The sequence below is a fragment of the Streptomyces pluripotens genome (assembly GCF_000802245.2).
In the GTDB taxonomy this organism is placed as follows: Bacteria; Actinomycetota; Actinomycetes; order Streptomycetales; family Streptomycetaceae; genus Streptomyces; species Streptomyces pluripotens.
Genome location: NZ_CP021080.1, coordinates 6,219,661 through 6,244,930, shown reverse-complemented (window position 1 = coordinate 6,244,930; position 25,270 = coordinate 6,219,661). Strand labels below are relative to the sequence as shown.

Below are 25,270 nucleotides of genomic sequence, written 5' to 3'. Positions count from 1 at the left end.
CGCCACCCCGGACGGAATTGTCAAGAGACGTGACATCGCTGACATGAGACTTGACATCCCGTGGGTGGGATGGGTTACCTCGGTTCCAGTCCTTCGCCACGCGCTCGCCGTGGCCGCAGCCGACCCCGAGGAGCAGCCATGCCTGCCGACCAGACGCGCCCGAAACCCCCGCGCCCCCGTCTGCGCGTGCTCCGCCAAGTGGTACGAGACGGCCGGAACACCGTCCCGGCCGTGCTGCTCGCACTGGCCGCCACCGCCGCGACGCTCACCGTGCCGCTTGTCGTGCGGCGCGTCGTGAATGGGTTCACCGAGCACCGGTCCGTGACCGGGTCTGTCATGCTGATGACGACCCTGGCGCTGTTCGGTGCGGTGGCCGCGGCGCTGTCCTCGTTCCTGCTCGCCCGGGCCGGCGAGAGCATGGTGCTGACCGTCCGGCAGCGCGTGGTGGCCCACGCGCTGCGGCTGCCGCTGCCCGGCGCCCGCCGCCTCGGCGCCGGCGAGCTGGTCGCCCGGGTCACCTCGGACTCCGCGCAGCTGCGGTCGGTGGTCGACATCGGAGTCACGCAACTGCCGATGGCCACGCTCACGGTCACCGCGACGCTCGTCATCATGGGCCTGCTCGACTGGGTGCTGCTGCTCATCGTGCTGGGCACCTTCTCGGTCGCCGGGCTGGCGATCGCGGTGTTCGTCAAGGGCATCCGGCACAGCACCGCGGCCCAGCAGGAGGCCATCGGCGAACTCGCCCAGCGCTTCACCTCTGCACTCGGCGCCCTCGCCACGGTGAAGGCGTGCCGGGCGGAGGCCCAGGTCACCGACGCCATCGGCGACGACGCCACGAGCGCCGCCGGCTCGGCGGTCAGTGCCGCCCGACGGCAGGCGTTCGTCACACCGATCATGGGACTCGGCCAGCAACTGGCCCTCATCGGCGTGGTCCTGGGCAGCGGCGCCCGGCTGGCCTCGGGCGCGCTCAGCGTCGCCGGGTTCGCCGCGTTCCTGCTCTACCTCCTCCAACTCATCGCCCCGCTCACCCTGGTCGCCAACGGCGTCTCCCGCCTCCAGCTCGGATTCGCCGCCCAGTCACGCATCGAGGACGTGCTGGCGGAGGAGACGGAGGATGCGGTGTCCTCGCCGCAGGGGCAGGGCGACGGGAAGACGGAGGGGGAGGCGAGGGCCGCGGGGTCGGCACCTGAGGGGAATGCGGAGGCCGGGGGCGCCGCCGTCGAGTTCGAACAGGTCGTCTTCAGCCACGACGGCGAGCGAAGGGCCGCCGACGCGCTGTCCTTCGCCGTGCCCCGGCACGGAGTCACCGCCCTGGTCGGCCCGTCCGGCGCGGGGAAGACCACGGCGCTAGACCTGATCGAGCGGTTCCTCGTCCCGGGCGGCGGCGCCGTACGGGTCCTCGGCCGCGACACCCGCCGCTGGCCGCTGCACGACCTGCGCGCCCAGGTGGCCTACCTGGACCAGGCGTTCACCCTCCTCGAAGGCACCGTACGGGAGAACCTGCTGCTCGGGCGGGCCACACCCGTCGCCGACGACGCGCTGTGGGCAGCGCTGACCGCGGTAGGACTCGACGACGCCATCATCCGGCTGCCGCAGGGCCTGGGCAGCACCGTCGGACGCGCCGACGACCTCTCAGGCGGCCAGCGGCAGCGGCTGGCGCTGGCCCGCGTGCTGCTGACCGACGCCTCCGTGGTCCTCCTGGACGAGCCGACCTCCCAACTCGACAGCATCAACGAGAACCGGCTGCGCGACGTGATCGAGCGGCTGTCCCGGGACCGTGCGGTGGTGGTCGTGGCCCACCGCATCTCGACCGTGCGCCAGGCCCACCACATCGTCGTCCTGGACGAGGGCCGCTGCCTGGACACCGGCACGCACGACGAACTCCTCGACCGCTGCGGCACGTACGCCGAACTGGTGCGCGGCCAGCGCCTGGGCCTGCGGGTGACGGCGGGTGTCTGAGAGCACGGCACCGCCCCAGGGCTCCCCCGCCCCCGCCCATCTCACCCGGTTCACGCTGGACAACGGACTCCGCGTCGTCCTCGCCCCCGAGCCCGGCACTGGGGTCTGCGCGGTCGGGGTGCACTACGGCGTGGGATTCCGGTCGGATCCGCCCGGCCGGGCGGGCCTCGCGCACCTGCTGGAGCACCTGATGTTCCGGCGTCGTACCGGTCCCGGCGGCGCCGGCGCGGCCGGTGCGCCCGCCGGGGGCTACGCCAACGCGGCGACCAGGCCGGACTCCACCGACTTCCACCAGGTCGTCCCGGCCGCCCTGCTGCCGGACGCACTCGCCGCCGAACACGACCGGATGGCCGGCCCGGTGCCGGCCCCCGCCGACCTCGCGGCGGAGCTGGACGTGATTGCCGAGGAGATCCGGCGCAACGTCACCGGCCGCCCCTACGGCGGCTTCCCCAAGTCCCGGCTGCCCCCACTGCTCTACGGCGACCACGCCAACGCCCATGACGGGTACGGCGATACGGCCGTACTGCGCCGCCTCACCCCCGCGGAGTGCCGTGCCTTCTTCGACCGGCACCACACGCCCAGCAACGCCGTGCTGACCGTGGTCGGCGACGTGTCCCCCGAGGCCGCCCGGCACGCGGTGGAGCGGCGGTTCGCCGACCTGCCGCCCCGCCCCTTCACTCCGCCCGCACCGGCCGCCAACGACCCGGCCCGGGACGAACCCGAACAGGACGGCGCCGGGAACGGCCGGCACGTCGACCGGTACGGCCGGCACACGGACCCGCTCGCCCCGCTGCCTGCCGTCAGCGTCGGCTACCAGCTGCCCGACCCCGCCGCCGACCTGCCCGGCCATCTCGCGCACGTGCTGCTCGCCGCGCTGCTGGAATCCCGGCTGCGCGCACGGCTGGTGACCCGAGAACGGACCGCGGTGGCCGTGACCGCCGACTGCGGGCTGGTCGGCGGCCCGTTCGCCGCACGCCACCCGGTGACCTTCGCGTGCACCGTCACCCACCCGGAGACGACCGGCACCGAGGCCGTCGTGCACGCCCTGGACGACGAACTGCACACGCTGGCCTCCGACGGCCCCGCTCCCGGGGAACTCCGTCTGGCGGCCCGCCGGTGGGTCAGCGACCTGCTGCGGCAGCACGATGCGCCGCACGTCCGCGTCCGGTCCCTGGGCGCGTTCGAACTCCTTTACGGCGATGCGTCCCTGCACCACCGGGTCCCCGGGCTGCTGGCCGCCACGTCAGTCGCGCAGACCGCCGAGGCGGCCCGACGGCTGCGTGCCGCTCCTCGCGCCGTGCTCACCCTGACGCCGGGCCGGGCACCCCGGCCCCAGCGGGCGGGCCGGGCGGCGTGACGCCGTCCGGCCCGCCCGCCCCGACACCGCCCTCACCTCACCTCCCCGGAGGCCCGCCCATGTCGTCCGTTGACGCTCTCCCGCCGTGCACCGACATCCGGTTGACCACTGGGCTGCGGGTCACCGCCGTGCGGTTGGCGACCGTGGGGCGGGTGGAGGTACGGCTCAGCGTGCCGCTCGGCAGCGCCGACGACGGCCCGGAGCCGACCGCGCGGGCGGCCGTGCTCGCGGCCTGTGTGCTGCGCGGCACCACCGGCGCAGACGGCACATCGGTCGACCACGCCCTGGGCATGGCCGGCGGGAACGTCGTGCCGCTCGCCGGTGCCGGGCACCTGGCGCTGCGCGGCGGTGTGCTCACCGACGGCCTGGACACGCTGCTGCGGATCCTCGCCGGGGCGCTGTCCTCGGCGGCGTACACCGACGACGAGGTGGCGGCGGCGCGCACCGTGCTCGGCGGGCAGACGGCGGTGGCCCGGATGACCCCGGGCGTGGCCGCACGCGCCCTGCTGGCGCGACACGCCCCGGGCTGGACGGCCGGTCGTCCCCAGGAGCCGCCGACACCCGACGACATCGCGAAGGTCACGCCCGAGCAGGTGCGCGCCCTGCACACTCGCACGCTCGTGCCGACCCGTGCGCGACTCGTCCTGGTGGGCGACCTGGACCCCGAGGCGGCGACGGAGGCGGCGCGCGAGGCATTCGCCGAATGGACGGCTCGCGGGGCGCGCCGGCCGGAACCGGACACCGCCCCGCCGGCCCCGGCGGACACCCGCACCTTCGCTCCGGGCGTCCTCGCCCTCCATCCCGCGGTCCAGCCCCGCACCGCGCAGATCCGGCTCTGTTCCGTACGGGACGGCGAACCACTCGGGCCCGCCGTGCGGCTGGCCGCTGGGGTGCTCGGCGGGCACCCCGGGTCGCGGCTCGTCACGCGGCTGCGGGAGCGGCACGGGTACACCTACGCCGTACGGGCCTGGGTGGAGGAACGGCCATGGCGGCAGCCGTACGGCACCGGCCGGCGGGCGGAGGGGCATCAGCTGCTCGTGGAGGTGGACACGGCCCCGCAGAAGGCCGCCGCCCTGCTGGACGCACTGGGCGATGAGCTGGCGCGCATGGTGGTTCAGCCGCCGTCGGCCGGCGAAGTGGCAGCCGCCCGCGCGCACTTCTCCGGGTCCTTGCTGATCGCCTGGTCGACCCAGGCCGGCCTCGCGGACGCGCTGGCCGACCCCGCGCTGGGGGCACCGGCCGGGCCCGCCGACCTGCGTGAGCCCGTGGACGCCCTGCGCCGTACGTCCGTCGAGGCCGTCGCCGAGGCAGCGCGCGCCATCTGCTCCCCCGACCGGTTCACCGGGGTGGTGGTCGGCGCGTGCGACGGCCTGCGCCCGGCCCACTGGTCGGTCGTGGCCCCTCCGGTGGCCCCGGTGTGACGCACCGGCCCCGTTCCTTACCACGAGCGCTGGGAACACGAGAGCGCGTACTACGCGCGCCGTGCCTCGGCTGAGACACCCGCTGTGTCGGTGAAGGCGGGCTGCAGCAACAGGGAAGCGTCCCGGAGCACGGGGAGGGAGAGGGTCCGGCCGCTCGGGGTGGGGAGAGGCGCACGCGTACGTCACCCCTCCCCACCGGGACCGTGAGCTGGCCGCGCCGGACGTCAGCCCTCGGGCGTCTCCTGGAGCACAGCAAGGGTCAGGACGTTCCCGCCGATGCCCCAGCCGCCGTCGGTGACCTCCTCGACCAGAACCATGGTGTTGGCTCGGGCCCGTTCGCCGTAGATCTCGACGTACAGGTCGGTGGCGCGGGTGACGATCTCCTCCTTCTGCTTCTCGTCGAGGGTTCCGGCCGGGACCTTGAAGTTCGCGAACGGCATGGTGGTTCTCTTTTCCGGAAGTGGGCTTACAGGGAACTGCCTGCGGTGAGCAGGTCCTCCAGTCCGGCGCGGCGGAAGAAGTCGGCACGGATGCGGTCGGCGACCGCGGAGACGACTTCGCTGCCGTCGCGGCTGGGGTCTATGTGGGTGCGCAGTGGCCGGGTGCCGGCGGGCATGGCCACCAGGCGTACGACGGCGTCGGCGACCTGCGTGGCGTCCGCGTCCGGCGGAGCGAGCGCGGCCAGCCGCTGGTCGAGGCCGGTCAACAGGGCGCCGTAGTGCTCGTCGTAGGCGGCGGCCCGGGCGGTGTCGGCGGGGGCGCCCGCGTGGGTGAAGTGGTTGGTGCCCGAGGTGAAGGCGCCGGGCACGACGATGGCAGTGTCGATGCCGAACCGTAGTATCTCGGCGGCGTAGCTGACGGCCAGGGCGTCCAGGGCGGCCTTCGCGGCGAAGTAGGGGCCGGCGAACGGCGGGCAGCCGCCGCGGGTGCTGGAGCTTGCGACCCACACGAGCAGCCCCTCTCCCCGGTCTCGCAGGTGGGGCAGCGCGGCGCGGTTGACCCGCTGGGCACCCAGCACGTTGACGTCGTACAGCCGCGCCAGTTCGTCGGGGGTGAAGGCCTCGGCCGGACCGGTGGCCATGTGGCCGGCATTGTGGACGAGCACATCCAGCCGGCCGTGGGCGGCCAGGACGCGGGCGACGGCAGCGTCGACGGATTCCTGGGATGCGACATCGAGTTCCACCGCGTGCAGGTCGATGTCGTGGTCGGTGGCGTAGCGCCTCAGCTCGGCCACCGCCGGCGCGTTGCGGGTGGCCGTGTGCCGAATGCCGGCGTAGACGGTGTGGCCGGCGCCGGCGAGAGCGCGGACGGTCAGTGCGCCGAAGCCGCTGGAGGCCCCGGTCAACAAGATGGTTCTGGGGGTGTGAGCGGGCATGGGATTCCTCACGAGGAGTGGGAGAAAGCGTGGCGGGGGCCAGCTCCGTCAGACGATGCCGCCGTTGGCACGGATGACCTGGCCGTTGACCCAGTGGCCGGCCCGGGAGGCCAGGAAGGCCACCACCTCGGCGATGTCTGCCGGGGTACCGAGGCGTTCCAGCGGGGGCTGTGCGGCCAGGCGGGCGATGGTCTCCTCGTCCTTGCCCTCCAGGAACAGGTCGGTGGCGGTGGGACCGGGAGCCACGGCGTTGACCGTGACGTCCCGGCCGCGCAGCTCGCGGGCGAGGATCAACGTGAGGGCCTCAACCGCGCCCTTGCTCGCGCTGTAGGCGCCATAGCCGGGAAAGGCCAGGCCCACCACGGACGTGGAGAAGGTGACGACGGCGCCGCCGTCGCGGATCCTGCGGGCGGCCTGCTGGGCGATCACGAAGGTGCCGCGGATGTTGGTGCGGTGGACCGCGTCCAGATCCGCCAGGTCCAGGTCGGCGACGGAGGCCAGGTGCATGCGCCCCGCTGCGTGCACGACGACGTCAACGCCGCCGAACTCGGACTCGGCGGTGGTGAACAATGCGGCCGCCTGCCGCTCGTCGGCGACATCCGCCTGTACCGCGACCGCGCGGCCACCGGCGACGGTGACCTGCTGAACGGCGGCCTCGGCCGGATCACGGTTGCCCGCGTACCCGACGACGACGGCGAATCCGTCGGCCGCCAGCCTGCTCACCGTCTGCCGGCCGATGCCGCGCGAACCGCCGGTGACGACGGCGACACGGTGCCGGTCGGTGCCGTGTTCGGACGTGCTGCGGTGCTGGTCGTTTTCTTGGGATGGCATGGGGGCTCCTGGGAAGGCCGGACCGGGGTGCCACGGCGGGTGGACCGGGGTGAGAAACACCGGCGCTGCCGTCGGCGGCGCGTGGCTTGCGGCTCCCAGCCTGAACCGGTGATCCCACGCCAGCCAGGGCTGTTCCCACCCTGGGGCCGGCGTCCCCTGGCTCAGCACGCCGGTAGGGGCGACGATGAGTGCGTGGACCACGCCGAACTCGCCGCATTCCTGAAGTCCCGACGCGACCGGATCCGCCCGTCCGACGTCGGACTCCCCACCGGGCCCCGGCGCCGGGTCCCCGGTCTGCGGCGCGAGGAGGTCGCCCAGTTGGCCGGCCTCTCCGCGGACTACTACACCGAGCTCGAACGCGGACGGGGTGCCCAGCCCTCGGCCCAGGTGCTGGCCGCCCTCGCCCGGGCCCTACGACTGGACGGTGACGCCCGCGATCACTTGTTCCACCTCGCCGACCGCCCCGTGCCGCCCACGGCCCGCGGACCGGCCGCACACGTCCAGCCCGGCCTGCTCGGCCTGCTGGACCGGCTCACGACCACCCCCGCCCAGGTCATCACCGATCTGCACGAGACCCTTGTCCAGAACCCCCTGGCCGCCGCGCTCGTCGGCCGGCCGCCGGCGGTGCACGGTCCCTCGGCAAGCCTCGTCTACCGCTGGTTCACCGATCCGGACGCCCGCGCCGTCTACCCGGCCGAGGACCACCCCCACCACTCCCGGGTCTTCGTCGCCGACCTCCAGGCCGTCACCGCCCGTCGCGGCCGCGACGGTGAGGTGAAACGGATGGTGGCCGAACTCAGGCGCCTCAGCGGAGAGTTCGCCGCCCTCTGGGACACCCACGATGTCGCCCTGCGCAGGAGCGACCACAAACGCATCGTCCACCCCGCCCTGGGCGTCATCGAGCTCGACTGCCACAGTCTGTTCAGCGAGGACGGTTGCCAACGCCTGCTGTGGTTCACCGCCCCGCCCGGCACCGAGGGCGCCGCCCAGTTGGAGCTCCTCTCCGTCATCGGCACGCAAGACATGCGCAGCGCGGACGAAATCGGCTGGCCGCGGACCTGACCGGCCGTTTCCTCACCTACTCGCCCGGCTCGTCGAACCATCCCCGTCGCTGGGCCTCGGCGCCCGCGGCGAAACGGGTTTCGGCGGAGAGTTCATCCATGATCTCACTGATGCGCCGGCGTACGGTGCGCGAGGTCAGGCCCAGTCGCCGGGCAATGGCTTCGTCCTTCAGGCCCTGCCGCATCAGCGCCGCGATCCCCAGACGCTGGCGTTCCCGCTCTTCGACCGCACCGCTGGAGGGCGGCGGGGCTGTCAGCGGCCGGGCTTCCCTCCACAGTAGTTCGAAGTAGTGGCGCAAGGCGTCCACGACAACGGGCGAGGTCAGGTGAAGGGCCACGCTGGAGCCGGTCGGAGTGAGCGCCATGAGAGCCTGTAAGCCGTCTGTCAGCTTCATCTTCACCGTCAGACGCGGCAGCAGGCGTATCTCCTCGCCGGCGGCAGCGCAGCGTTCGAGGATCGCAGCACCCACGGGATCGCTCAGGAACTTGGTCTCGTAGATGCTCCGGTGCCGCACTCCGCGGGCGATCGACGCGGCCGTCGGGGGCTGCGCCGAACTCCGCGTCAGCGGAAGGTCGTAACGGAACGTCTCCAGCGTCAGATGCTCCTCGGTGGCCGCGGTTCCAATGGTGTTGGACAGTGCGGCGATGTCGTCGGAGTCGGTGAGCACGCGCGCGAGGCGGTGCCGGGTGGCCTCCTGCGCCTGCCGGTCGGCCAGCTGACGGATCTGCACGGCCTCCCGTTGCGCGCGGGCGATGATGTCGTACTGCGCGTTGAGGTCGTGCTGTTTCTGGGCCATCGCCGCTTCCAGAGCCGGAACCGGTGCCGCGGCCGCCAGGACCGGCGGGTCGTGGGGCAGCACGTGCGCCAGCCCCATGGCCAGCAGACGAGCGCTGCTCCCGTCGCCGCCCAGGCGCGCATCGGCCCCCTCCAACGGTATGGGCCCGTCCGCCTCGGCCAGCGCCCGATAGCTACCGGCGAGGCCGGCGGTCGTCAGCACCGTCAGTGTGTCCACGGTCCGGGCCAGTACCTCGGCGGCCTTGGTGGCGAAAACAATGGGCCTGTCAATGAGCCGTGCGTCCCCCATCGTCCTGCTGTCCACAATCTTCCCCCCTCTTCCGTTGTGCCCATGGTGCAGTCTCGCAACGGATCTTTACAGCTGCTTTGAAACAGCTTGAACCAGGCGCCGACCGCCCGGTCCCCGTCCTTCCGGCGCAGGTCAGGGAAGCTGCACGGAGCGCGCTGCGGGACTGCCCGTTCAGGAAGGTGCACGGGAGGCCGGATCGTGGGACCGCCGCCGGAGGGATGACGGCGGCCAGGCCGGTGGCCACTAGTGTCCAATCGGCCACAACTACGCCTGGCCAGGGAAATGGACACCCTGTGAACTCGCCAGTGCGCAGGGGTACGTGTGGTGAGACCGGTGGGGGGAAGCCCGAGCATGTACGGCAGCATGACCATGGCTGAAGGCGGGCCGGGAACGATGACGTACCGGTCGGGCGGCTGTGCCGCCCGGTGCCCTCGGCGTAGCGCAACCGTGACGCGTCCGGTCACGCGGGGGCCCGCTGCACGGCTGTGAACTGCCGGCCGGTCCGCACTTCACCGCAGCCAACCGCGGTTGCCGCATTCCTCAGTCGCTGACCAGCGGCTTCCCGTCACCGACCGATGCCCGGTCCGAGCACAGCCCAGTCGCGGATCAGTGACGCTCCCGGCTGACACGTATCTGTTCCCGCACGTCATGGACACCCAGGGGGGACACCGACCATGACCAGTACGCCATCTCCGTCTTCTGCCCGCAGACCGGTCCGAGCCAGGTTCCGGCGCTCGGCCCGGACCGGTACGGGGAAGATCCCGTCGGAGGGCGGGGAGTACCCGAAGGCCCTCCTGAGCCCGCCCGGACGGGCCTTCGTGGCCGCCGGATTCCACGGCACGCCGCCGACGGACCGCCGCGCACAGAAGGATCCCACTCTGGTGGTCTCCAGCCGGCCGACGTCCCCAGACAGGCTCGTCGCGCCCCTGGAAGACCTCTGTGGCGTGCGGATGTCCGACCCCGCCGGGCCACCCGACCCTGCCGAGGCAACCGACCCGACCGGGGTAGCCCGGCCTACCAGGGCCACCAGCCCCACTGGGGCAACCGTCCCTGCCGGGACCACCAGCCCCACTGGGGTGACCGGGCCGCTCATCGACGCCGACAGCGCCCTCCTGGGAAACCGGCGATGACCGCGCCGACGCCGCGTACGCGGACCGGTTTGGCGGAGGACAGGACGGAACGGATAGCCGTCTCGGCGCTGATGCCCGCCGACTCCCCCCGGGCCGGGGAGGTCGACCTGTCCTACGCCAGGTCACTGATGGCACTGCCGGAACTGCCGCCGATCCTGGTCTGCCGGCGCACCATGCGTGTCATCGACGGCATGCACCGGCTCACGGCGGCCCTGCTGGCCGGTCGCGCCGAGATCGACGTCCGCTACTTCGACGGGGACGCGGAGGAGGCGTTCATCCGGGCCGTCCAGGCCAATCTGCACCACGGACGACGGTTGAACCAACAGGAGCGGACCGCGGCGGCCCGCCGCATCCTGGCCGCCTACCCGCAGTGGTCGAACCGGTCGATCGCCCAGGCCGCAGGGCTTTCCACGAAGACGGTCGCCGCGATCCGGCAGAGTTCATCTGGGGACGGGCCGCAGTTGAACACCCGGGTGGGACGGGACGGTCGGGCCCGTCCGGTGGACCCGTCCGCCGGACGGCAGCGTGCGGCAGCCTATCTGCGCGATCACCCGGACGCGTCGCTGCGGCAGATCGCCTCCGCCGCACAGGTCTCCGTGGGCACCGCCCGTGACGTCCGGTCGAAGGTGCAGCGGGGCGAGGACCCCATCGCACCGAAGGACGCCCGCGGCCAGGCCAGAACCGTCCCGCTGGCCGCGGTCGCCCACGCGCACAGCGCACCCGTGCCGGACCGGCGCCGCACCGCGGCCGCAGATCCGCTCGCCGCCCTCGCCCGCGATCCCTCGCTGCGGTTCTCGGATCCCGGGAGGCGCCTGCTGCGCCTGCTCGACAACCGCGCTCTCCTGGGGGGCGACCCGAAGACGCTGCTGGCCGCCGTACCCCGGCACAGCCGAGCTGTGCTGATCGCGGCGGTGCACCAGCACGTCGACCTATGGCTGTCGTTCGTCAGCGTCCTCGACCAAGTGAGCTGAACCCGCAGTTCCACAGGAGCGGCCGGCGTCCCTGACGCCGGCCGCTCCTGTGGTGCGGGAGCGCTTCCCCTGGTTGTTTCCCGTATTGAACAGGCGTTCGTGCTGCCTACGCTCCCAGCCACCTGAGGAGGTGGGCATGGCACACAACCACGACGGCGAGCAGCCCCTCGCCCTGATCGACAGAAGGCCCGTGTCGGCCGAGACCACGGACTGGCTCTCCCGTGTCGACGGGATCGCCCCCGTCGTCGAGAAGTGGCGCGAGGAGGGTGAACGGCAGCGGTTCTCGCCGGTCCCGGTCTTCGAGGCACTCCAGGAAGCCGGGTTCCACCGCATGTTGGTCTCCCGCGACTTCGGCGGTGCACAGGTGTCGCTGGAAACCGGATCGCAGGTACTGCAGGCGCTCGCCCGTCTCGACCCCGCCGTCGCCTGGCAAATGGGAGTGCAGGCCGCCATCGGCCGGCTCTCGGACTACCTGCCCGGAGCGGAAGCACGTGAACTGTTCCTGGACCAAGGTGCGCTGGTGGTCGGATCGGTCAACCCCACGGGGACGGCCGAGGCGGTCGCCGGCGGCTACCGCCTCACCGGGCGCTGGGGCTTCGCCAGCGGTTCGGCACACGCCGCCTGGCTGGTGTGCGCGGCCCGGGTCACGGGCGGCGGCACACCGCGCACCGCCGGGCAGGGTTCCGAGATCCGTATGCTGTTCGTCCCGAAGTCCGCCGTACGGATGCTGGACAACTGGCACACCCTGGGCCTGCGCGGCACGGGCAGCGAGGACTACGAGGTCGACGGCGTCTTCGTCGCCGAGCAGTACACGGTCGCCCAGCAGGACATGTTCGCCCCGCCGCCGGCAGGCCCGTCCCGTGGCTACGGCATCAGCTACTACGACTTCGGCTTGTTCGGGTCCTCTTCGACCGTCCTGGGCGCGGCCCGCGGAGCGCTGCGGGAGTTCCAGATGCTCGCCGCCGCCAAGAAGCCGATGGCCGGAACGAGCACCCTGGCGGCCAGCCACACCGCACAGGAGCGGTTCGCTCGCGCCGAGGCGCGGGTGCGGGCCGCACGACTGCTGCTGGCGGACGCGGCTTGGCACGCTGAACGGTTCGGCGACGTCGGCGGGGACGCACTGAGCGCCACCGTCCGGCTGACCGCGGCGACCGTGGCTGAACTGTGCTGCGAGACGATATCCAGCCTGTTCACCGTGGCCGGCACCTCGTCGCTCTATTCGAGCAGCATGCTCGAACGCTACTTCCGTGACGCGCATTCGGCCGCGAAGCACATCACCCTGTCGCCGACCAATGTCGAGATGGCAGGCCAGTACCTCCTCGGCGGTGGCCTGAGCATGCGCCGCTGATCCCCGGCGCACGCCCCGGCCCCGCTCTTCCCGAAACCGCGATCCGCCCGGAAGGACAACCATGCCGACCATGAAGGCCTTTCAGCTCGTAGCCCCGCGCCAGACCGTCCTCGCTCAGGTGCCGCGTCCGGCCGCACCCGCCGACGGGCTCCTGCTGCGTACCCGCTGCGTGTCGATCTGCTCGACCGACGTCTCCTTCTTCGAGGGGCACCTCTTCCCCTCCGAGTACCCGATCGTCCTCGGGCATGAGTACCTCGGTGAAGTCGTCGAGAAGGGACCGAAGTTCACGCGTTCCGACATCGAGATCGGCGATCGCATCGTGTATTGGGGGCAGACCGACTTCGACGGCTTCGCCGAGTACCGCACGCTGCGCCCGATCTTCTCCGGAGAGATCAGGGAAGACGTGTTCTGGGCCGACCGGAACTTCAACGACGACCTGCGGGCTGCCGCCGTCAAGGTGCCCGCCGCCCTCGACGACCTGCAGGCCTCCTTCATCGAACCCACCACCGGCGCGCTGCGCTCCATCCTCGCCAACCCGCCGAGGATCGGCGACAAGGTCCTCATCATGGGCACCGGTCCGATCGGCATCATCGCCGGCAGCGTCATCAGGCGTCTACTCGCCCCGAACCAGGTGGTGTCCGTCGACGCCAACCCGGTGCGCAACCAGCACGCCGAGGAACACTTCTCCGAGCGCGCCTACCTGCCCGAGGAACTCATCGCCGAGGTGGAGGAGAACACCTTCGACTACGTCTTCGACGCACTGCCCACCGTCAAGGTGGACGACGAGGAGAAGGACCCCCGCCGCGTGGCGATGCGCCGGCTGAAGCCGAAGGGCCGGTACGTGCTCTACGGGGCCTCCCAGGAGATGCAGAAGTTCGACACCTGGCTGATGCTCGCCAAGGGCATCAACGTCAGCGCCTCTCCCTTCGACGTGACGGCGTTTCCGATGCACCATTCCGCGAACGTGATCCAGGCCGCCATGCAGATGCTGCTGTCGGGCATCGTCGACGGCAAGCGCTTGCTGTCCACCGTGCACAGCTTTGACGACTACGACGGCCTCGTCGAGATCTTCAAGAACTACCGCAGTACCACCGATCTCAAGACGATCGTCGACTTCCGCGCCGCCTAGAACACCCCACCGCACAAGCTGCCGAGCCCGGCGGGCACCCCTGTCCCCGCCGTGTCCGCCGGGTCCGGCCCACCGGAGAAGGGAAACAGGACGTGGACACCCCCAGGCCCGGACGCACCGCGGCGTCCGACGCGGACTTCGTCGTCGTAGCCAATCGTCTCCCCCTGCACCTGGACACCACCGACCTGGACGCACCACGCTGGCGGCGCAGCCCGGGAGGACTGGTCAGCGCGCTGGAACCGATCCTGCGCACCCGGCGCGGCGCCTGGGCCGGGTGGGCCGGAACCGTGACCGGCGGCGCGCACCCCGCCCTGCCGGACCAGGACACCAGGATGCATCCGGTGCCCCTCACCGAGGACGAGTACCGGGACTACTACGAGGGCTTCTCCAACGCCACCCTGTGGCCGCTGTTCCATGACGCGGTGGTGCCGCCCGACTTCGACCAGTCGTGGTGGCACAGTTACCTCGGGGTCAACCAGCGGTTCGCACAGCACGCGGCCGCCCTGGCCGGTCCCGGGGCCACCGTCTGGGTCCAGGACTACCAACTGATGCTGGTCCCGGCGATGTTGCGGGCCCTGCGGCCCGACGTGCGCATCGGCTTCTTCCTGCACATCCCGTTCCCTCCACCGGAGCTCTTCCTGCAGCTCCCCTGGCGCAGCCAGATCGTGGACGGTCTGCTCGGCGCGGACCTGATCGGCTTCCAGTTGCCCGGCGGCGCCGAGAACTTCCTGCAACTGGTGCGCCGGCTGCGCAGGGGGGAGGACGTGAGCCGTGCCCCGCATGCATCCGTGCTGGGCCGGGTGCTCTTGCGGGACCGGGAGGTCCGCGTGGGCGCCTTCCCGATCTCGGTCGACGCAGCGGGGCTGGAGGATCTGGCCCGCAGCGAGCCCGTACGGGAACGGACGCGGCAGATCCGCCGACAACTCGGCGAGCGCCGCAGGATCATGCTGGGCGTCGACCGACTCGACTACACCAAGGGCATCGACCAGCGGCTGCGTGCCTTCGAGGGGCTCCTCGCCGCCGGCCGTGCCACCGCGCAGGACACCGTCCTGGTGCAGATCGCCACTCCGAGCCGGGAGCGGATCGGCCACTACCGGCGCCAGCGCGCCCGTATCGAGGCCCGGGTCGGGCAGATCAACGGGGCGTTCGGGCAGGTCGGCCAGGTACCGGTGCACTATCTCCACACCACGGTGGACCGCAGCGAACTCGCCGCCCTCTACGGCGCCGCCGACGTCATGCTGGTGACGCCGCTGCGCGATGGAATGAACCTGGTCGCGAAGGAGTTCGTCGCCGCCCGCCCCGACCTGGGCGGCTCACTGGTGCTCAGCGAGTTCGCGGGTGCCGCGCAGGAACTCACCCGAGCCCTACTGGTCAACCCGCATCATCCCGTGGAGTTCCAGGACGTCATGGCCGCCGCCTTGGGCCAGGACGAGACGGAGGGGCGCCGCCGTATGCGGGACCTGCGTCACCACGTCCGCGAACGGGACGTCCACCACTGGGCCCACTCCTTCCTCGCGGTACTGCACGGCGGTAGCGGCTCGGTGCCCTCGGGCCCCGGCGCCACGCCGCAGACCGCGGACGTCGCGTGACACCTGCTGCTTCCGGCACACCACCACAAGGATGCGGAGACCCCGATGCCCTCCACGCCCTCAACGCACTCCCTCCCCTCCACTCCGTCCATCTCCTCGACGCCCGCCACACCTGCACCGCCGCCGCGCGTCCGCAAGGCCGTCATACCGGCCGCCGGACTGGGCACGCGCTTCCTGCCCGCGACCAAGGCGACCCCGAAGGAGATGCTGCCCATCGTCGACAAGCCCGCCATCCAGTACGTGGTCGAAGAGGCCGTCGCCACTGGCCTGAACGATGTCCTCATGGTCACCGGCCGGGGCAAGCGCGCCCTGGAGGACCACTTCGACCGCAACACCGAACTGGAGGCGGTCCTCAGCGGCAAGGGTGACACGGCACGGCTCGACCTGGTGCGCGCCGCGACCGACCTCGCCACCGTCCACTACGTGCGCCAGGGCGATCCCATGGGCCTGGGCCACGCCGTGCTGTGCGCCGCACCGCACGTCGGCGACGAGCCCTTCGCCGTGCTCCTCGGCGACGATCTGATCGACCCGGCGGACCCCCTCCTGACGCGCATGACCGGTCTGCGGGAGGAACTGGGCGGCAGCGTGATCGCACTGATGGACGTCGGCTCGGGGGACATCCACCGCTACGGCTGCGCCGCGACCGGGCCCTGTGACCGGGACGGTGTCGTACGGGTGACTGACCTGGTCGAGAAGCCGGAGGCGGGCCGGGCACCCAGCACCCTCGGTGTCATCGGCCGCTACGTCCTCGACCCGGGCGTCTTCGAGGTGCTGGCCACGACACCCCCCGGGCGCGGGGGCGAGATCCAGCTCACCGACGCCCTGCGCACCCTGGCACGCGATCCCGGGATTGCCGGCCCGGTCCACGCGGTGGTCTTCACCGGTCACCGGTATGACACCGGTGACCGCGGCGAGTACTTGCGTGCCACCGTCCGGCTCGCCTGCGAACGCGAGGACCTCGGCCCAGAGTTCCGTAGCTGGCTGCGCGCGTTCACCGCGCGGGAGATCGCCGCCTGACCCTAGCGGTGACCGCGCTCGTCCTTCTTCCCCCACTCGATCACGCCCGAGGAGGCGTCGCATCCATGTCCGTCGACACCGAAGAAAGCAGCACCGAGAACATCGGCGCGCACCACCTCGACACGGAAGGCGTCAGCGTGGAAGACACTGACGCGGAAGACACCGGCAGCAAGAGGATCGGCTTCGAAGAGGTCGACTTCACTCGCGCCATGGCCCGGGTGCCCGGCCCCGTGGTGGTCGCCACCACGGTCGACGAAAGCGGTCGCCGCTGGGGATTCACCGCGAGTTCCTTCGTCTCCCTCTCGCTGGCCCCACCCCTGGTGACGGTCAGTCTGGGCAAGAAGGCCAGTACGCACGCCGCCTTCACCGTCGCCGACCACTTCATGGTCAACGTCTTGGCCCACGACCAGTCAGACATCGCCCGGCGCTTCGCGACCTCCGGTGTCGACCGGTTCGCCGCGGGAGACACCCTCCCCCTGGAGCGCGGACTGCCGGGCATCCCGGAGGCCGCGGTCCGGCTCGTGTGCCGCATGCACGAAGTGGCGGACGGAGGCGACCACAGCATGTTGATCGGCCGGGTCCTGGACTGCATCACTTGCACGGATCGGGAAGCGCTGGTGTATGTCGACCGGGGCTTCGCCCGCACCGCGGTCCCGGAAGCCACCCGTGTCCGTTGACCGCACTCCGAGCGAGGGCCCGCGCCGGCCGAGGGCCGCGATCCTGGGTACGGCGCATCCCCATCTCGGCAACCATCTCCGCGCACTGGCCGGACGCGCGGAGGTGTGCGCGGTGTACCAGGGACGCTATCCGGCCAGTGCTTCCCTGGACCACACCCGGCTGCGCGGGGTGCCCGTGGTGACCGACGCCGCGAGCGCTCTCGTCCACGCGGACCTGGCCTTGATCTGCTCCACGACCGCCGAACATTCCGAACTGGGTGCGGTCGTGGCGCAGGCCGGCCTACCGGTCCTCATGGAGAAACCCCTCGCCGCCGACGCCGCCGAGGCGGAGGAGCTGGCCGGCCGGCTCACAGCTGCCGGGATCCCGGCGGCGATGGCGATGTTCCTGCGTCACGCACCCGTCCTGCGCAGGGCCCGGCGTCTCCTGACCGACGGCCGGCTCGGCCGGCTCATCGCGTGCGATGCACGGTTCACCCATCCCGGACTCCTGGAGCGGTACTTCACCGGTACCACGGCGGCCTGGATGCTCAGTCCGTCCTGGGGCGGTCGGGGCGCCTTCGCCGATCTCGGCGTGCATCTCGTGGACCTGCTGCGTTGGCTCAGGCCCGATACACCGATCCGGGTGCGCGCCGGTGTCCTGTCCCCCCTTCCGGCGGGTGGCGCGGGAGATGCCGGCGGCACGGCCCTGCTGGAGTGGGGTCCGGTCCCGGCGACCCTGCACACGGGATGGACGTCGTGCCCCGGAGGAATACGCCTGGTCCTCGAAGGGACGCGGGGGACGCTGCACGTCAACGGCGGTCATCTGGTGCTGACCACGGCCAAGGGAAGCTTCGCGGAGTCGCATCGACCGCCTGCGGCCGGTGATGCGACGACGGCCTTCCTGTCGAACCCCGGAGAGCTCGCGGGCCTGCACGACGCCGTAGCGTGCGCACGCGTTCTGGAGGCCGTCGGCGAAGCCGCCGCGTGACCTACCGTCAGGCAGGCCAGCCAGTGAAGGCGTGTCGCCGGCCAACCGCTGAGGCCAGATGATGCGGTGTCAGAGCAACTGTGGAGCGGTGTCCCCGGCAGACGCCCCCTCCAAGACGCCCCCAAGGATGATGACGTGCCGTCAATTCACATCCGGGGAACCGTGCTTGGTCCGCCAGGTGCTCTTCTTCGACTGGTTGCCGCACGTGTCCATGGAGCACCAACGTCGGTTGCCCGGACGGGAGGTGTCGAGGAACCAGGCCGCGCAGCGCGGTCCGGCACAGGCGCGTACCCGAGCCAGCATGGCGGACGTCACCAGGTCGAGTGCGTCGCGGGCGACGTCGGAGAGGACCGCGCGCACCGGATCCGCGGCGGTGTACGTCACCAAGCCCCCTTCGTCGAGCACCGGCACCGGGGGTGCCACTGCGGCGGCCTGGTTCAGCAAGGCTCGATCGCCCGGTGGACACCCGCCGGGCCCGCTGTCGCCGCGGGCCGCCACCAGCAGTGCGTACACCGCTTCCCTTAGCTGTCGAGCCTGGCGCAACACATCCTGTGTCGGGACCGGAACGGCGACGCCGGCGGGATACGGGCCCAGTTGGGCGACCCAGGCGGCCAGCGCCTCCGGAGTCGGAAGTTCCTCAGTGGCGCCTTCCATGCCGCGCAACCGGAGGGTGCGCATGAAGTCGAGGCAGAGCCGCCCGGCACCGCTGCGGAAGCGGGGCGCCATGGGCGCAGGGGAGAGAGCCATGAAAACCACCCTACTTCGGAACCGGTTTTACTGGTACCGTCAAAGAACCGGTTAAACCGGTTCCGCGACCTTCTGTCGCCACCCTTCCTGATTCCCGCCCCCTCTTTCCCTGACGAGGTGTGTGTCGTGCACGCTGGCCCTCCTTCCCCCGCCACGCCGGCACTGAGCCGGCGCCTGGTCTTGCTGCTTTCCATCGCCTGCGGCGTCGCAGTGGCCAACATCTACTTCCCCCAGGCGATCAGCCCGCTGATCGCCAAGGACCTGCACGTGTCGGCGGCTTCCGCAGCCGTCGTGGTCACCTGCGCCCAACTCGGTTACGCCGCCGGCATCTTTCTGCTGGTGCCCCTCGGTGACCGACTGCGGCACCGAGGGCTGATCACCACCCTGTTGCTGATCACCTGCGCCGGCCTCGTGCTGGCGGGCACTGCCTCGTCCCTGCCCGTCCTCGCCGTCGCGAGTTCCCTGGTCGGGTTGACCACGGTGGTACCCCAGATCCTCATCCCCATGGCGGCGGGACTGACCGAACCGGAGCGCCGCGGCGCGGTCACCGGCACGCTCCTCTCGGGCCTGATCGGCGGCATCCTCCTGGCCCGAACCTTCTCCGGCACCCTGGGCCAGTGGTTGAGCTGGCGTGCCCCCTATCTCGTGGCGGCGGGCCTGGCACTCGTCCTGACCCTTGCCATGGCCGCCGCGCTCCCGCACACGAAGCCCAGCACCGGCCAGCGCTACCCGGCGCTGCTGGGAGCCACACTGCACCTCCTGCGTTCCGAACCGCTGCTGCGGCGTTCCTGCCAGTACCAGATCCTGGTGTTCGCCGCGTTCAGCGCCGCCTGGACCGCACTGGCCCTGTTCATCACCGGACCCGCATACAACCTGGGCACTCCGACCGTGGGCGTACTCGCCCTGGTGGGTGCGGGAAGCATGTTCGCCACCCCGATCGCCGGCCGCCGTTCAGACCGGCGTGGCCCCGACACCGTGAACCTGGTCTGCTTGCTCGGCGCGATCGCCGCCGCGGCCGTCCTGCTCACCGGTCGCCTGGGCGGTGCCGCCGGACTGATCGGCCTCGGCGCCGGGATGTTGCTGCTCGACGTGGCCATGCAGTCGGGCCAGGTCGCCAATCAGGCCCGCATCTTCGCCCTCCGTCCGGAGGCCCGCGCGCGCCTGAACACGGCCTACATGACGTGCGCGTTCCTCGGCGGCAGCGCCGGCTCCTGGCTGGGCGTGCACGCCTACTCCGTCTTCGGCTGGAACGGTGTGTGTGGCCTGGTCGCCCTCCTGGCCGGCCTCGCCCTGCTCCGACACGTCCTACGGGGTCGACTGGTCACGGCTGCTGAAGCACCGGTTGCGGCTCCTGCAGGGGCGGACGGCGTGCCCGCCGGACGCTGAGGCGCGCAGGGGACCACTCGGGCCGGCGGCACCGCACGTGCGCGCCCCGAAACGCCAGCGCGTCCTGTCCACCGCACACGGATCACCGAACACGGATCACCGAACACAGATCACCGCATACAGACCACCACTGCATACAGACCACCACTGCATACAGATCACCGCGCACAGTCCACTGCATTCAGATCACCGCATACGATCACGCACAGCAAGGAGCTGTCATGGCCGAAAGACTCTGCCGGAAGAGCACCACCTGGGGTGTGAGCACTCCCCCGGGTGCCACCCTCCTGGCCCGAGAGGCGGTCGCCAAGTGAGCCGGTGGGACTATGTCATCGTCGGGGCAGGCTCGGCCGGATGCGTCCTCGCCGACCGCCTCAGCGCCGACGGTGCGGCGGAGGTACTCCTGATCGAGGCCGGCACCGGGAACCCGGAGACCCGCCCCGAGGTGCAGGTGCCGATCCTGTTCCCACGGCTGTTCGGTGGCGACCTGGACTGGAATTTCTCCACCACCCCGCAGCCGGGACTGGCCGACCGCTCGATACCGATTCCCCGGGGCAAGGCGGTCGGCGGTTCCTCGGTGATCAACGCCCAGCTGTGGACCCGCGGGCACCGGGCGGACTACGACGGCTGGGCCGCGTCGGGCCTGACCGGCTGGAGCCACGACGACCTGCAGCCCTACTTCGATCGCGCCGAGCAGCGGATCAGCCTGACCGGCCTGCGTTATCCGCTCCCGGTCACCCCGGCGTTCGTCAACGCCTGCGCGCGCCTGGGTTACGCACCGGCGGCCGAGGTCCAGGAGGGCTACGCCCTGGCCCGCGCGACCCACCGTGACGGCCTGCGGCACAGTTCGGCGGACGCCTACCTGGGGCCGGCCCGGGAGCGACCGAACCTCACCGTGCTGGCCGACACGCTGGTGCGCCGTGTGTTGTTCGAGGGAACGCGCGCCACGGGGGTCGAGGTCGAAGGGGAGTCCGGAGTCGAGGTTCTCCGCGCGGAGCGCGAGGTCGTTCTTTCGGCCGGGTCCGTGGGCAGCCCGCACCTGTTGCTGCTGTCAGGCGTGGGCCCCGCGGGGGAGCTGTCCCGGCACGGAGTCCCGGTGGTGCGTGACCTACCTTCGGTGGGCCGGGACCTGACGGACCATCTGTTGGTGCCCCTCGCCTTCGAGGCCATGGGCTTCCAGTCGCCCGGTGCGGTGGCCTCACCCGAACAGGTCAGCCAGTACCTGCGGGACCGGAGTGGCACCCTGGACTCGATCATCTCCGAGGCGCTGCTCTTCCTGCGCACCCGTGAGGAGATCGAGGCTCCGGACATCGAGGTGGTCCACCTGGTGGTGCCCCTGGGCGAACACGAGCGGCCGGCCGCGCACGGACTGGCCCTGGGCGTCATCCTGCTGCGACCGCGCAGCCGAGGCACGATCACCCTGCGCAGCGCCGATCCACACGATGCCCCACTGATCGATCCTCACTACCTGTCCGACGAGGCGGGCGACGACCTGGCGACCCTGGTGGCAGGCATCCGCGCCGCGCAACGCATCCTCCGGCAGCCGGACTTCGCACAGTGGCTGGGCAAACCGCTCACGGACGGGGCGCTGTCCGAGGACGTCGATGACATCGCCGCCTATGTCCGGGCCACGGGCGGCAGCATCCACCACTTGGTGAGCACCTGCCGGATGGGCACGGATGAGCACTCGGTGGTCGACCCCGAGTTCAGGGTACGGGGCCTGACGGGTCTGCGTGTGGTGGACGCTTCCGCGATGCCGAGCCTCGTGCGAGCGCATACCCACGCCCCTGTGACGATGCTCGCCGAACGCGCCGCGGACGTGCTCCTCCAGCACTGACCAGGCCTCTCCGTCCGCGCTCCGTCCACCCACGGTGTGCACCCTCGGTCCGCCCCGGCCAGCGTTTCCCCAGCCGGTCGGGGCACTTGGCCTTCGCGGGCCGCTGACGCCCGGGGCCGGTCCGCGGAGAGCGGCACGGTCCCGGGCGTCTCGTCCCCTTGCCTGGCCGGGTTCCGCCAGGAGCGGAGCTCGTTGATGCAAGGGTGGCGTGCATCGCGTTGCGCTCCTCGTGCTGCTCAGCACGGTGGGGCAGTGGCCGGCCGCGCCGTACTCCGGACCGGGGGAGCCGCGGAGGCCGGGCCGTCACGGTGGGGCGGCACCCGTGTCTGCCGTCTCCGCCGCTGTCAGATCGTGCTGCAGCGGTGTCAACAGGTCCCCGAGGTCATCGAGTCGCTCAAGGTTCCACAGACTGGTGAGGATCCCGCTGCGCTCCGCCACGGGCACCAGGTGGCCGAGATTCCGGCGCAGTTTCTGGGAGATGTCCTCGTCGGACAGCGGGTCGTGCGGATCGCCTCGTGAGAATGCGCGCTCGTGACGCACGACGTCCCCGTTGCGGAGGGTCACGGAGATACGGCATGGCGTCGCCGGAGGATATCTCCGCGTCATGGCCGGATCCTCGGTCACCTTGATCTTTCCCAGCAATTGCCGGAGCTGCGGGTCACCCGCACGCTCTTCGTCGAAGTCGCTGTATTCGAGGGGTTTGAGCAGTGCCGTCGCCACGGAATAGGGGAGCGAATGGGTGCGGCCCGCGCGACTGCTCGGCTGGAAGGCCGATTCCGTGAGGCCGTTGCGTACCGCCCGTTCGTAGGTTTCCACCTCCACCGTACGGATGTCGTCGGCTCTGGCGATCTTGGGCAACAATTCCTGGGCGACGTCGATCGGAGTCTGGCAGAAGAACAGTGCCGGCCACCGCTTGAAGATGATCTGCGTGAGATCGGGTTCGGAGCCGATCGACATCTCACCGTGCGCGAAGAAGCGGTCGGCTCCGAACTCCCCCTCGTAGATGGCGCGCGGTCCGGTGAATCCCGCTCCGGCCAGCCGGGCAGCCTGCAGGCCACGCATGGCGCCGGACGCATAGGTGCAGTGTTTCCAGTCGGTCACATCTCCTACCGCGGCCTGGTTGCTGCTGAATCCGAAACCACCGGCGATTCGCTGGGCTTCGACCAGTTGATCCTCGGAAAGGCCGAGCGCCTGTCCGGCCGACAGCGCGGTCCAGAAGACGGCAGCGGCGTCGTGGTCGAAGCCGGTCGACTCGGGGTCGTAGCGGTCGGTGAACGTCGCGGACAGGTGGAAGCAGATGTTCACCGCCTTCAGGAATTGGCCGCCGGTCCAGTTCAGCCAGTCAGCCAGGACCAGGGCCAGGGCCACGTTGTCGGACGGGTGGACCCCGGCCTGACTGTGTGGCGAGACGTATGTGTTCAGCAGGTCGCTGCGGCGTGCCAGGATCGTGTTGAGGAAGACCGCGTCCACGATGTCCGACTCCTGTCCGACACCCCAGACGGGGCTGCCCGATCCCGCCCCCGGTCCCCCTGCCACGCGACGGAACTCACCCAGCAGTTCCCGGTCGGAGAACGAGGCGCAGATTCCCGCATACGAGTCGATGACGCTGCGCTTGATCGTGTGGAGTTCCTCTTCACCGAGACATCTGTCGGCGAGTTGCCGCGTGTGCCGTGCCAGCCTCGTCTCCAAGTCCGCCATGACGCAATTTTAGTGACCGGTCGAGGGCACCGCACCTGGCCACCGAACGGCGTTGCCGGAATCTGTTCCGCACCGGATCGGGTGTGCGCGCCTGGTGTCACCAGGCGCGCAAGCCAGAATCCTCTCCGTGTCAGCGGCATCCGGAAACCGGGGCCGGGCGCGGTGGCTGTTCCCCCGCTGGTACCGGCGGGCAGCCGCTCTGAAAGGGCCATGTACCGGGCGGTACGACGGCCGGGTCATCTACTGAAGGAAGAAAGCGGGCTGATGCCCCGGTCGGACAGTCACACCGGTGAGGAAAGAAACCCGGTTGCGAACCCGGCCCCCTACAGGAGCCATTTTCTGCACCGTTTTCCCCGCGGGCGTCCGCGGGTCGCCCAGTTGCTGAATTCAGCGTTCTTGATTCGTCTCGGCAGCGCCTGCACGGCACTCCCCGTCGCATGCTCTACGTTTTTCCGGAGCGGGCCCGGCGACCGTGCCCACCGTGTGACAGGAGGCCAATTGATGCGACGTCAGTTCCTTGCACGCCGTCTGCTGCCGGCTGTCTCCGTGCTGAGCGCTCTCTCGCTTGCCGCGTGTGGGGCCCGGGACTCGTCCGCCGTCGACGGCTCTCCCGGCGCCTCGTCGACCGTCGAGCGCCAGATCAGGGCGCCACGTGAGTTCAGCGGCATTGCCTGGCTCGCCACCGACCACAGGTCCGCCACGGCGGGGAGTGACGAGGAGCCCCAGGAGGTCTTCCTGGTCTGCCACGACGCGAGGGACAACGACGCCGAACGTGACCTGCCCCGTCTCAGCATCGTGCGGACCCCGGTCAACACCGACGGGATCATCGTCCGGGAGCTCGACGTCAAGTTCCCCAGCGTGCCGAACGACCTCGAAAGCATCGCCCGGCTGCCCGGCCGCAACGAGGCCCTGCTGGTGGAGAGCAACGCCGACGGCGACGACCCCGACCCCACCATCTATCTGGCCAGGTGGGACGGAGACCTCAATGTCGAGATCGCGGGCTCGGTGCCGTGGCCGCGGACGCCCGAGCCGCTCGTGAACGTGGAGGCGACGGCCGTTGCGACCATCCGCGGCAGGGACTACTTCGTGTATGCCGAGCGGGCACAGGGCAGCGACACCACCCACATCAACATGACCCGCCTGACGGTCGGCAAGGACGGCGAGATCAGGTTCGGCAGGAAGTGGACCTCGGTTCCCTTCACTGCGGCCGAGCCCCCGGGAGCGCGCCCCGCCTCGGGCCTCGACATCGACGCCGAGGGCAACCTCTACGTCTCGTCCGCGTACGATCCCGGCGATCTCGGCCCCTTCGACAGCGCCGTCTACCGTGCGGCCACGGTTCGCCCGGGCGGGCCCCTTGGTGCGACGTTGCATCCGGTCAGGCCGCCGCAGGAGCTGGCTCGCAGTTCGGGACTCAAGGTCGAGGGCGTCGGGTTGGTCGACGGCTCCTTTCCGATCTTCATCAGCGACGACGACGAGGACTACGGTGGCCTGCTTCGCCAGCTGCGGGTGACGGGACCGGGCGGCCGACCGTGGCGTCAGGGCGGACCGTCCGGACGGTAGCCACAGGAGCTGCGGCCCGTCGAGACTCTGATCACGCGCGGGGCGTTCCGTGCGAGGCCCCTACGATCGAGTGATCGCATTCCGGACAAGCGGAACACCGGGCGCCCGCCGACCTGGCGCGTCCC

At 71.1% G+C, this 25,270-nt stretch carries 20 protein-coding genes; 14 read left to right on the top strand and 6 right to left on the bottom strand.

The features are described 5' to 3' along the window. Nucleotides 1-138 precede the first annotated feature (138 nt). From LK06_RS27725 to LK06_RS27715, 3 genes are read left to right on the top strand one after another with little or no spacing between them, the layout of a single operon-like run. On the top strand, nt 139-1,959 hold the full coding sequence (locus LK06_RS27725) for an ABC transporter ATP-binding protein (RefSeq protein WP_039648252.1): 1,821 nt from the start codon (nt 139-141) through the stop codon (nt 1,957-1,959). Next, nucleotides 1,952-3,316, top strand: coding sequence for a M16 family metallopeptidase (locus LK06_RS27720; protein ID WP_052269675.1), 1,365 nt, complete (start codon nt 1,952-1,954; stop codon nt 3,314-3,316). The genes LK06_RS27725 and LK06_RS27720 overlap by 8 nt, the downstream gene beginning before the upstream one ends. Nucleotides 3,317-3,375: 59 nt before the next feature. Next, the gene (locus LK06_RS27715) at nt 3,376-4,737 is read left to right on the top strand and encodes a M16 family metallopeptidase (protein WP_043434793.1); all 1,362 of its coding nucleotides are present in this window, start codon (nt 3,376-3,378) and stop codon (nt 4,735-4,737) included. A gap of 224 nt (nt 4,738-4,961) precedes the next feature. Here the strand turns inward: LK06_RS27715 and LK06_RS27710 are convergent, their stop codons facing one another. The 3 genes from LK06_RS27710 to LK06_RS27700 are packed head-to-tail and all read right to left on the bottom strand — an operon-like array spanning nt 4,962 to nt 6,943. Then, on the bottom strand, nt 4,962-5,177 hold the full coding sequence (locus LK06_RS27710) for a tautomerase family protein (protein WP_039648256.1): 216 nt from the start codon (nt 5,175-5,177) through the stop codon (nt 4,962-4,964). A 26-nt stretch (nt 5,178-5,203) separates the two neighbouring features. Beyond that, nucleotides 5,204-6,112 carry an SDR family NAD(P)-dependent oxidoreductase gene (locus tag LK06_RS27705; protein ID WP_039648258.1) on the bottom strand — a complete coding sequence of 303 codons (909 nt, stop codon included), beginning with the start codon at nt 6,110-6,112 and terminating at the stop codon, nt 5,204-5,206. Nucleotides 6,113-6,160: 48 nt separating this feature from the next. After that, nucleotides 6,161-6,943, bottom strand: a complete 783-nt coding sequence (locus tag LK06_RS27700) for an SDR family oxidoreductase (RefSeq protein WP_039648260.1) — start codon at nt 6,941-6,943, stop codon at nt 6,161-6,163. A gap of 192 nt (nt 6,944-7,135) precedes the next feature. Here LK06_RS27700 and LK06_RS27695 point away from each other — a divergent pair, with 192 nt between their 5' ends. Further along, nucleotides 7,136-8,005, top strand: a complete 870-nt coding sequence (locus LK06_RS27695) for a helix-turn-helix transcriptional regulator (protein WP_039648261.1) — start codon at nt 7,136-7,138, stop codon at nt 8,003-8,005. Between the two features lie 16 nt (nt 8,006-8,021). Here LK06_RS27695 and LK06_RS27690 read toward each other — a convergent pair whose 3' ends face one another. Further along, nucleotides 8,022-9,104: a helix-turn-helix transcriptional regulator gene (locus LK06_RS27690; RefSeq protein WP_159025055.1), complete on the bottom strand. Its 1,083-nt coding sequence runs from the start codon at nt 9,102-9,104 to the stop codon at nt 8,022-8,024. Nucleotides 9,105-10,215: 1,111 nt separating this feature from the next. Here LK06_RS27690 and LK06_RS27685 point away from each other — a divergent pair. From LK06_RS27685 to LK06_RS27655, 7 genes are all read left to right on the top strand, one after another. Beyond that, nucleotides 10,216-11,190, top strand: coding sequence for a ParB/RepB/Spo0J family partition protein (locus LK06_RS27685; protein WP_052269677.1), 975 nt, complete (start codon nt 10,216-10,218; stop codon nt 11,188-11,190). Nucleotides 11,191-11,326: 136 nt separating this feature from the next. After that, entirely contained in the window at nt 11,327-12,538 is a 1,212-nt protein-coding gene (locus LK06_RS27680) for an acyl-CoA dehydrogenase family protein (protein WP_078859011.1), read from the top strand. A 70-nt stretch (nt 12,539-12,608) separates the two neighbouring features. After that, nucleotides 12,609-13,667, top strand: a complete 1,059-nt coding sequence (locus LK06_RS27675) for a zinc-dependent alcohol dehydrogenase (RefSeq protein ID WP_234367526.1) — start codon at nt 12,609-12,611, stop codon at nt 13,665-13,667. A 92-nt stretch (nt 13,668-13,759) separates the two neighbouring features. Further along, entirely contained in the window at nt 13,760-15,256 is a 1,497-nt protein-coding gene (locus LK06_RS27670) for an alpha,alpha-trehalose-phosphate synthase (UDP-forming) (protein WP_052319012.1), read from the top strand. A 45-nt stretch (nt 15,257-15,301) separates the two neighbouring features. Further along, entirely contained in the window at nt 15,302-16,273 is a 972-nt protein-coding gene (locus LK06_RS27665; protein ID WP_078859010.1) for a UTP--glucose-1-phosphate uridylyltransferase, read from the top strand. A gap of 65 nt (nt 16,274-16,338) precedes the next feature. After that, nucleotides 16,339-16,950 carry a flavin reductase family protein gene (locus LK06_RS27660; RefSeq protein ID WP_234367525.1) on the top strand — a complete coding sequence of 204 codons (612 nt, stop codon included), beginning with the start codon at nt 16,339-16,341 and terminating at the stop codon, nt 16,948-16,950. Then, a complete protein-coding gene (locus tag LK06_RS27655) occupies nt 16,940-17,917 on the top strand; it encodes a Gfo/Idh/MocA family protein (protein ID WP_052269679.1) in 978 nt (325 codons plus the stop codon). Before LK06_RS27660 ends, LK06_RS27655 begins: the two co-directional genes overlap by 11 nt. A 141-nt stretch (nt 17,918-18,058) precedes the next feature. On the opposite strand, the gene LK06_RS27650 is transcribed toward LK06_RS27655, so the two are convergent. Further along, nucleotides 18,059-18,664: a CGNR zinc finger domain-containing protein gene (locus LK06_RS27650; RefSeq protein WP_234367524.1), complete on the bottom strand. Its 606-nt coding sequence runs from the start codon at nt 18,662-18,664 to the stop codon at nt 18,059-18,061. Between the two features lie 126 nt (nt 18,665-18,790). Here LK06_RS27650 and LK06_RS27645 point away from each other — a divergent pair, with 126 nt between their 5' ends. After that, nucleotides 18,791-20,050, top strand: coding sequence for an MFS transporter (locus LK06_RS27645; protein WP_234367523.1), 1,260 nt, complete (start codon nt 18,791-18,793; stop codon nt 20,048-20,050). Between the two features lie 310 nt (nt 20,051-20,360). Further along, the gene (locus LK06_RS27640) at nt 20,361-21,887 is read left to right on the top strand and encodes a GMC family oxidoreductase (protein WP_039648268.1); all 1,527 of its coding nucleotides are present in this window, start codon (nt 20,361-20,363) and stop codon (nt 21,885-21,887) included. Nucleotides 21,888-22,190: 303 nt separating this feature from the next. Here LK06_RS27640 and LK06_RS27635 read toward each other — a convergent pair whose 3' ends face one another. Next, on the bottom strand, nt 22,191-23,585 hold the full coding sequence (locus tag LK06_RS27635) for an MmgE/PrpD family protein (RefSeq protein WP_052319011.1): 1,395 nt from the start codon (nt 23,583-23,585) through the stop codon (nt 22,191-22,193). A gap of 501 nt (nt 23,586-24,086) precedes the next feature. On the opposite strand from LK06_RS27635, the gene LK06_RS27630 reads away from it, so the two are divergent. Then, on the top strand, nt 24,087-25,145 hold the full coding sequence (locus LK06_RS27630) for a hypothetical protein (RefSeq protein WP_199806251.1): 1,059 nt from the start codon (nt 24,087-24,089) through the stop codon (nt 25,143-25,145). Nucleotides 25,146-25,270: the final 125 nt, after the last annotated feature.